Annotated in this window: 9 protein-coding genes; 6 read left to right on the plus strand and 3 right to left on the minus strand. The window is 62.6% G+C overall.

Features of this window, described 5'->3' with window-relative positions; all coding sequences use genetic code 11:
- Nucleotides 1–279 precede the first annotated feature (279 nt).
- The 3 genes from VF194_RS02435 to VF194_RS02445 form a co-directional block, all read right to left on the minus strand.
- Nucleotides 280–1,092 carry a hypothetical protein gene (locus tag VF194_RS02435; protein WP_330887670.1) on the minus strand — a complete coding sequence of 271 codons (813 nt, stop codon included), beginning with the start codon at nt 1,090–1,092 and terminating at the stop codon, nt 280–282.
- Complete coding sequence (locus VF194_RS02440) at nt 1,073–2,293, minus strand: tyrosine-type recombinase/integrase (protein WP_330887672.1); 1,221 nt, start codon at nt 2,291–2,293, stop codon at nt 1,073–1,075. The genes VF194_RS02435 and VF194_RS02440 overlap by 20 nt, the downstream gene beginning before the upstream one ends.
- A 306-nt stretch (nt 2,294–2,599) precedes the next feature.
- The gene (locus VF194_RS02445; protein ID WP_330887674.1) at nt 2,600–3,091 is read right to left on the minus strand and encodes a DUF2938 domain-containing protein; all 492 of its coding nucleotides are present in this window, start codon (nt 3,089–3,091) and stop codon (nt 2,600–2,602) included.
- A 66-nt stretch (nt 3,092–3,157) separates the two neighbouring features.
- Between VF194_RS02445 and VF194_RS02450 the strand changes: the two genes are divergently transcribed.
- The 6 genes from VF194_RS02450 to VF194_RS02475 all read left to right on the plus strand — a co-directional run bounded on the left by VF194_RS02450 (nt 3,158) and on the right by VF194_RS02475 (nt 7,698).
- Nucleotides 3,158–3,601: a helix-turn-helix domain-containing protein gene (locus tag VF194_RS02450; protein ID WP_330887676.1), complete on the plus strand. Its 444-nt coding sequence runs from the start codon at nt 3,158–3,160 to the stop codon at nt 3,599–3,601.
- An 87-nt stretch (nt 3,602–3,688) separates the two neighbouring features.
- Nucleotides 3,689–4,315: a LysE family translocator gene (locus VF194_RS02455; protein WP_330887678.1), complete on the plus strand. Its 627-nt coding sequence runs from the start codon at nt 3,689–3,691 to the stop codon at nt 4,313–4,315.
- Nucleotides 4,316–4,488: 173 nt separating this feature from the next.
- The gene (locus VF194_RS02460; protein WP_330887680.1) at nt 4,489–5,346 is read left to right on the plus strand and encodes a response regulator transcription factor; all 858 of its coding nucleotides are present in this window, start codon (nt 4,489–4,491) and stop codon (nt 5,344–5,346) included.
- A 205-nt stretch (nt 5,347–5,551) separates the two neighbouring features.
- Nucleotides 5,552–5,974 carry a gamma-glutamylcyclotransferase family protein gene (locus VF194_RS02465; RefSeq protein WP_330887682.1) on the plus strand — a complete coding sequence of 141 codons (423 nt, stop codon included), beginning with the start codon at nt 5,552–5,554 and terminating at the stop codon, nt 5,972–5,974.
- A gap of 11 nt (nt 5,975–5,985) precedes the next feature.
- Nucleotides 5,986–6,636: an NUDIX domain-containing protein gene (locus VF194_RS02470; RefSeq protein ID WP_330887684.1), complete on the plus strand. Its 651-nt coding sequence runs from the start codon at nt 5,986–5,988 to the stop codon at nt 6,634–6,636.
- Nucleotides 6,637–6,690: 54 nt separating this feature from the next.
- Nucleotides 6,691–7,698: a cysteine synthase A gene (locus VF194_RS02475; protein WP_330887686.1), complete on the plus strand. Its 1,008-nt coding sequence runs from the start codon at nt 6,691–6,693 to the stop codon at nt 7,696–7,698.
- Nucleotides 7,699–7,879 lie beyond the last annotated feature (181 nt).

A 7,879-nucleotide genomic window follows, 5' to 3' on the forward strand; every position in this document is an offset into this window, starting at 1 on the left:
CGCCGTCTTCGCACCGGCCTCCTGCTCCCGCAGGATCCCGATGATCTGCTCTTCCGTGAACCGTGATGCTCGCATCGTCCGTCTCCTGACTGGCTGACGGACTCTACCCAAAAATGGAGGAGTTTTATGGGCTCAGGTCAGTGGTCATCGCAATTCCTTTCCAGTGTGCCGCCCCGAAGCGGCGGGGTGCTGGTAGGAATCATGTGCGACGGAGAGCCGAAAATCTAATGGAGTTGGATGCTTTTTAGGGCCTTGCAGATTGGGCTAATCCGCAAGGGACTAATCTGCAACTTCGGGTGCTTTCCTTTTTCGTGCCGCCCGGATCGCGTGGTTAATCGAATCGAACGTAGCTGGGATTTTGGCCTGCCTGCAAACTTCGGCAATGAATGCGTTGCAGCTTCCCGGGTTTGACGTGAACAGCGCAGACCCGCTCCCGTGTATTCCATGAACGACCATCAATGATTCCACCAAATCATCGAACGCCTTGCTTCGGGCATTGGTGGGGTCGGACCCCACCGCATCCAGCGCTGAGGAACACCACTCCTCCATAATGCGGATAATCCGAATAGCCTGACCCAACCTGGCTGTTCCGAACAGTTTTCCGCGAAGTCTGCTGTCGTCGAAGGGCGAGCGCTCCTTGCCGGGATCTGGACACCAGCTCGACGCAATTTTACTTACCTCATACGCTGAGACACTATCCAAACTAAGGATTGCCGAGCGCAGTTCTTGCGTTCGTTTGATTACGCTAGCCAGCCCAGCCCTTCTCTCTCTTGCCGACGGCTTCCCTACTTCGAGTGCAGCAAAGGCCAGATAATTACCAACGGCAAAATCCGTGTGCCGCCGTGCGCGGTTCTGCCTTTCCGCATTTCTTTTCGCGGTTTCCGTCGCCTGTTCCTGCAGTAGCGCCCTAACTGTTGCGTCCCACGGATTGCCGTCCTTACGCCTTCCGATGGGATTTTTGGTTGGCTTAGGCCGCCAGAGGGCCTGCGCAATTTTGCCCCATTGCTTGTCATCTAGCACGGGGCCACTCGGCAGGTGGTCCCATATCACGCCGGGATCGTATGTGCTCGTTTCAGAACGCTTCTTGCTCACAGCGCACCCCCCAGCAAAACGCCGCCCACTCATCCATCAACTCGGCCCGCTTCTTGAACAGGTCTCCACGCCGATACGCCGCCTCTACCTTGTCGCTAATCGCATGGGCCATGCACATCTCCACGACCTCACGCGGATAGTCAGTCTCTTCGGATGCCCAGTCTCTAAACGCGCTCCGAAACCCGTGGACGGTGATGTCCCCGCGTCCCATGCGATCTAACACCGCCAACATGGCATTCTCGCTAAGGGCCTTCTTGTCCTCTGGTCCGGGAAACACGTACCTGCCGCCAAGCTTCAGCGTCTTCTTAACAATAGCCTGCGCCGGGTCAGAGAGCGGCACCTTATGGTCCCGATTGCTCCCCTTCATGCGCTCCTTCGGTATCGTCCAGATCGTGCGGCTAGAGTTGAACTCACCGGGTACTGCCCACCGGATCTCGGAGGTTCTGAGGACAGTGAGAATGGTGAACTGCAGTGCGTATGCGGCAACCCCTTCCCTTTCCCGGAGCTCAGCCATAAAGGCAGGCAGCTCTCCATAGGGAAGCGCTGGGTGATGTTTCACGGGGCGGATACGCGACCAGGGCGGCAGGAGCTTATCGAGCGTCCCTTTCCAACGAGCCGGGTTTTCTCCTGTCCGCAGTCCCCGGACCTTGGCGTAGTCCAGAATAGCTTCGACCCGCCCCCGTACCCGTTTGCCGGTCTCGGGTTTCTTGTACCAGATCGGCTCCAGCACTTTCAGAACCTCATCCGTCCCAATCGCGCTTGCCGGGAGGCTGCCTAAATGGGCATAGGCGTAAGCCGTTAAGGTAGCCCGCCATATCTTGGCCTGCTTGGGGCTCTTCCATGACGGCTCCTGGGCGGCGATGTATGCTTCGGCAATCTCCTTGAACGGCGTCTGAGCCGCCCGTGCCCGCCCCTGCTTGGCTCGCTGCTCGCGCCTGTGTTCTATCGGGTCTATTCCATCGAGAATGAGCTTGCGGCATTCCCTGGCTTTCTCCCGGGCCTCTGCCAAGGTAAGGGTGGCCTCGCTGCCTAATCCCATGTCACGTGGCGTTTTGCGCCCGCCCATGCGATATCGAAAGATCCAAGACCGACCGCCGCCCTCAGTAATTTGCAGGTAAAGGCCGCCACCGTCGGCGTGCATCCCGGGCTCTTTAAGCCTCGAAACCGCCAATGCTTTCAGCCGATTGATGCCGAGGGCCATGCGTGCAATTACCCACTCTTCTACCCATCCCGTCGAATGAGACTGTACGCGACAGCGGGCTACAGTGGGAAGCTATAAATACTCCCGATGCCCTCATTTGCTGGGATTCGGTGAGTTCGGCGGAGACGGCCGGAGACGGCCAGCGAATCGTGTTCGAATCCCTCCCTGGGAGCCATTCTTCTCCGCGCCCATTCTCCTCCGCGCCCCTTCTTCCCCGCACGTCGTCCGATACGTCTTCATTGCCGCCAGGCCGCGGCCGGATGCGCGTGCCCGCATCTCGTGCGCAGGCGGCGCCAGGCAGCCGCATTATACATGCAGCGCCGTCAGCAACCGCGCCGAGACGAAGAGTCCGGCACCGAACACCAGATGGGTGATCAGGCTGCGCAGGCGCGCCGCAGCCGGATCCGGCGTGCGCGACGCGGCAATCCCCAGGCCGAAGGCAGGCTGCATCACCAGGAAAGGCGCCAAGAGGGTGACCAGCCCGGTCAGCAGGGCAGGCGCAATCGTCGGGGTCCGCAGCCAGCCCTCGCCCCGGACGGCGATCAGGCCGGTGGCAAAACCGATGCCGATGGCGTAATGCGCAACCCAACCGAGCGCGGCCTCGGCCGGCACCGATGCCGATTTGGCGATGCTGTCATGGCGGAGCCGTCCGCGCAGCAGATGACCGAGCCAACGGCCCACCAGGCGGTAATCCAGCCCGGCAACGCCATAGGCGCGCCGGACGAGCAATCCCCATAGATCCATCGCCGCTGTAGCGCCGGCGCCGATCAGAACAGTAAGCCCTGCAATCTCCATCATGTACGTCACCTTGCCTGCGTTGAGAACGATGCTACCCTACAAATTCAAGTTCACTTGAGGTCAAGCATGAAAGATCTGGATATTGCCGAGGTGGCCCGCCGCTCGGGCATGGCGGCCTCCACATTGCGTTTCTATGAGGAAAAAGGCCTGATCGCCTCGATCGGGCGGCGTGGATTGCGCCGGCTGTTCGATCCCGGCGTGCTGGACCGTCTGGCGTTGATCGCCCTTGGCCGCTCGGCGGGTTTCAGCCTGGAAGAAATCGCCGGCATGTTCGCACCGGACGGCAAGCCGCAGATCCGGCGCGACCTGCTGGCCGAAAAGGCGGACGAACTGGAGCGCATGATCAGACGGCTGTCGGTCCTGCGCGACGGCCTGCGCCATGCCGCCAGATGCGGCGCGCCGAGCCATCTGGAATGCCCGACCTTCCGCCGCCTGATGCGCGCCGCCGGCAGCGGACGGCTGCCGCCACAGAAGACGGAAATGGCGAGACCGAGACGACGGCCGGCCTAAAACCGACTTGAAGCGGATCGATAAGCGCCAATAGACGTCGGCAACGCAGCGCTTGTTTCCCCATCCTCATGACGGCAGTGTTGCCGCATGATCAGCGAACTGCATCTTCCCCTCATTCTCGCCGCCGCCCTGCTGGCCACGGCGAGCCCCGGCCCCGCCACGCTCGCCATCGCCGGCACCTCGATGAAATCGGGCCGCAGGTTCGGTCTCGCGCTGGCATCGGGCATCACCACCGGATCGTTGATGTGGTCGACGGCGGCCGCCTTCGGCCTCGGCGCGATCATGCTGGCGAATGTCTGGATTTTCGAACTGCTGCGTTATTTCGGCGCCGGCTATCTGATCTTCCTGGCATTCAAGTCGGGGCGTTCGGCGCTCAGGGCCGGCGATATCGAACCGACGGGCATGGCGCGATCCTCGCTGGCGCGCACCTATGGCAGCGGCCTGATGCTGCATCTGACCAATCCGAAGGCGATCCTGTTCTTCGGCTCGCTCTACGCCATCGGCGTGCCGGCGCAGGCCTCGCCCATGCAGCTCGCCACCGTCATTCTGGCGGTCGCCCTGCAAAGCGCGGCGGTCTTCCACGGCTATGCCCTGCTGTTCTCCAGCCGTGTTCTGGCGCGAGGTTATATGCGGCTGCGGCGCTGGTTCGAGGGCGCTTTCGCGATCGCTTTCGGTGCCGCGGGCCTGAAAATCCTCGCCGCGCGCCTTCAGTAGCACGAAGTGTCATAAGCAAGCCGTGGCGCCGGAATACGCATTCTCCGGTTATCTTGCGTGTGAACTGAAATCCGAATACGACGCTTTTCCGCGGAAATCCGCCGTCAATAGCTGAATGCATTCCCGCTGCAAGCGTATTTGGCTATACTGATGCCGCATATGGAGATTGGCATTTGCCGCATACTTCCGTCCGCTTCCTCGATGAGCATGACGACCGCCGCGACCGCACCCGGCCGCCGGGCAATGGCGGGGTGTGGAAGGTGCTGATCGTCGATGACGAACCCGATGTCCACTCGCTGACCAAACTGCTCCTGCGCAATTTCAGCTATCGCGGGCGCGGTCTGGAATTCCTGAGCGCCTATTCCGCTGCGGAAGCCAAGGATGTCCTGCGCAGCCATCCCGATACCGCGCTGGTGCTGCTCGACGTGGTGATGGAGACCGAACATGCCGGTCTGCTGCTGGTGGACTACATCCGCAACGAACTTGGCAACAAGTCGGTCCAGATCGTCATCCGCACCGGCCAGCCCGGTCAGGCGCCGCCGCTGACCGTCATCTCGAACCACGGCATCAACGATTACAAGGAAAAGACCGAGATCACCCAGCAGACGATGCTGCTGACCGTGGTGAAGGCGCTGAGGCTCTACGAGGATTATCTGCCAAGCTACATAGCCGCGGCGAAATTCGCCAACCTGGCGGAGCGCGCCCGCACCGGCGCCGATGACCGCGAGCTGCTGCAATGCTTGCGTCAGCAACTGGAAAGCGCCGAAGAGCCCGGGATATCGCGTGGTCTGGCCGAAGACGTTGCCGATCCGCGCCTGGCCGCACTGACCGAGCGCGAGCGCGAGGTCCTGCGCTGGGTCAGCCAGGGCGATTCCAACAAGGCGATCGCCATCCGCCTCGGCGTGCAGGAGGTGACCGTCAAGGCGCATCTGCGCCAGATCTTCTCCAAGCTGCAGGTCTTCAACCGCACCCAGGCGGCCTCGCTGGCGCTGCGCCTTCTGGAACGCGATGCCGAAATCGGCAGCCGTTAGCGCGCCAGGTATTCTCAAGCTTCCGTTGCCGCCGGTTGCTGGAACCGCGCTGGCGCCCCATTCCGCGCCTTGGACCCGGTTCCGGCCGCGTCATTCCGTCATAATGAGAATCGGATGCCGGAAACCAATCGGTCACAGCCCCGGGCTTTGCGAATCCGGCCCGAATGGGTAACAACGGAATACTCCCTCGATCCAAAATGCGACCATGCAGTATTTCTTTTACGGCACGCTTTGCGATCCCGACATCCGCCGGCTGGTGCTCGGCTACAAGCCCAACCGGCGGCAATTGCGGCCAGCCAAGCTGACCGGCTTTCGCCGCAAGCAGGGGCGCGGCCGGCTCTATCCGATCCTGATCCCAGCGCCCGGCAGCGTGGTTTATGGCGAACTGTTCCAGACGATGCGCCCGGCCGATGTCGCCCGCCTTGCCGCCTACGAGGGCAGCGAATATCGCGCCCGCCGCCTGCCGGTCCGGCCGCAGGGCGGCCGCGGCAGCCGCCGGGTGCAGGTCTTTCTGGCCGCCCATGCGCCAAACGGCGGCCTCGCCCTGCCGCCACATATCCAGGACTGGCATCCGGCGCGCTGGCGCCGGCTGCACAAAGCCGCCTTCCTCCGTTCTCTCCAAAGATAAGGGCCGGTGCCATGCGCGAACCCGTGAACACCAAGCTGCAACCCATGCCGGTCGAACTGATCCGGCAGGAGGCGCGTTTCCGCGGCCACCTGAACGTGGACGAACTGTTTCTGCGGCATGCCCGCTTCGGCGGCGGCATGAGCGATGAGATCAGCCGCGAGGTGATCTGGCGGCGCGATGCGGTCTGCGTGCTGCCTTACGATCCGAAGCGCGATGAGGTCGTCCTGATCGAGCAGTTCCGCGCGCCGGCTCTGTTCAACAACGACCGCGCCTGGATGATCGAGGTGGTGGCCGGCCTGATCGAGGATGGCGAACAGCCCGAGGAGGTCGGGCGCCGCGAACTGAAGGAGGAAAGCGGCCTCGATGCGATCGGGGACCTTCTTCCGATGTCGATGGTCTATTCCACTCCGGGCTTCTGCAACGAGCGGTTCTACATGTACTGCGCCCAGGTCGATGCCACCAAGGCGGGCGGCATCCATGGCCTGGAGGACGAGCATGAGGACATCCGGGTCTTCGCCCTCCCCTTCGCCGAAGCCTTTGCCCAGTGGGAAGCTGGAAAAATCTGGAATTCGCCGGCCACGATCGGCCTGCTTTGGCTCGGAAATTACCGGGAAAAGCTGCGCCAGCGCTGGGAGGATCCCAGGGGCAGGTTGCGGCCCTAACCCCCCATCGGTATAGGATGATCCGGGGAGAGATTTTTTAGCCCGAGACCCGCCATGGATATCCGCAAAGACTTCATCGACAGCATCGGCAGAACTCCGCTCATCCGCCTCAAGCGCGCCTCAGAGCTGACCGGCTGCGACATCTACGGCAAGGCCGAATTCATGAACCCGGGCGGTTCGGTGAAGGATCGCGCCGCGCTCTACATCGTCCAGGACGCCATCAGCAAGGGCAAGCTGCGCCCGGGCGGCACCATCGTCGAAGGCACCGCAGGGAATACCGGCATCGGCCTCGCCCTGGTCGGCAACGCGCTCGGTTTCAAGACGGTGATCGTCATGCCGGAGACGCAGAGCCAGGAAAAGAAGGACATGCTGCGGCTGTGCGGCGCCGACCTGCGGCTGGTACCCGCCGTGCCGTACAAGGATCCCAACAACTACGTGAAATTTTCCGGCCGCCTGGCCGAAGAGCTGGCCAAGAGCGAGCCGAACGGCGCCATCTGGGCCAACCAGTTCGACAACATCGCCAACCGCGAAGCCCATTACCGCACCACGGGGCCGGAAATCTGGCAGCAGCTCGACGGCAAGATCGACGGCTTCACCTGCGCGGTCGGCTCCGGCGGCACCTTCGCCGGCGTGCTGATGGCGCTGAAGGAGCGCAACCCGAAAATCCGGGTCGCCCTCGCCGATCCGATGGGCGCCGCGCTGTATCACTATTACAAGCACGGCGAATTGAAGGCGGAAGGCAGCTCGATCACCGAAGGCATCGGCCAGGGCCGCGTCACCGCCAATCTGGAGGGTCTCAAGATCGACCGGCCCTATCAGATTCCCGACGAGGAGTCTCTGCCCGTCGTGTTCGATCTCCTGAAAGAGGAAGGGTTGTGCCTCGGGGCCTCAAGCGGGGTGAATGTGGCGGGCGCCATCCGCCTCGCCAAGGATCTCGGACCCGGCCACACGGTGGTCACGATCCTGTGCGATTCCGGCACGCGCTACACCAGCAAGCTGTTCAATCCGGATTTCCTACGCTCCAAGAACCTGCCGGTCCCCGACTGGCTCGACCGTCGTTGAGGCCATGGACGCGATCTTCCGCACCGATCCCTATACGCGAAGCTGCGAGGCGACCGTGCTTCGGGCCGACGAGACCGGCATTCGCCTCGACCGCACCGTGTTTTATCCGATGGGCGGCGGCCAGCCCGGCGATCATGGCGTGCTGCGCCTGGCAGACGGCTCCGTCATCCCGATCCGGGAC

The sequence above is a fragment of the Ferrovibrio sp. genome (genome assembly GCF_036381655.1).
Classification (GTDB): domain Bacteria; phylum Pseudomonadota; class Alphaproteobacteria; order Ferrovibrionales; family Ferrovibrionaceae; genus Ferrovibrio.

Bases quoted from the DNA above. Each gene is read 5' to 3' on its own strand.
- VF194_RS02465 (WP_330887682.1), top strand. From the start codon at position 5,552: ATGCAGTATTTCTTTTACGGCACGCTTTGCGATCCCGACATCCGCCGG.
- VF194_RS02440 (WP_330887672.1), bottom strand. From the start codon at position 2,293: ATGGCCCTCGGCATCAATCGGCTGAAAGCATTGGCGGTTTCGAGGCTT.
- VF194_RS02455 (WP_330887678.1), top strand. From the start codon at position 3,689: ATGATCAGCGAACTGCATCTTCCCCTCATTCTCGCCGCCGCCCTGCTG.
- VF194_RS02445 (WP_330887674.1), bottom strand. From the start codon at position 3,091: ATGATGGAGATTGCAGGGCTTACTGTTCTGATCGGCGCCGGCGCTACA.
- VF194_RS02470 (WP_330887684.1), top strand. From the start codon at position 5,986: ATGCGCGAACCCGTGAACACCAAGCTGCAACCCATGCCGGTCGAACTG.
- VF194_RS02475 (WP_330887686.1), top strand. From the start codon at position 6,691: ATGGATATCCGCAAAGACTTCATCGACAGCATCGGCAGAACTCCGCTC.
- VF194_RS02450 (WP_330887676.1), top strand. From the start codon at position 3,158: ATGAAAGATCTGGATATTGCCGAGGTGGCCCGCCGCTCGGGCATGGCG.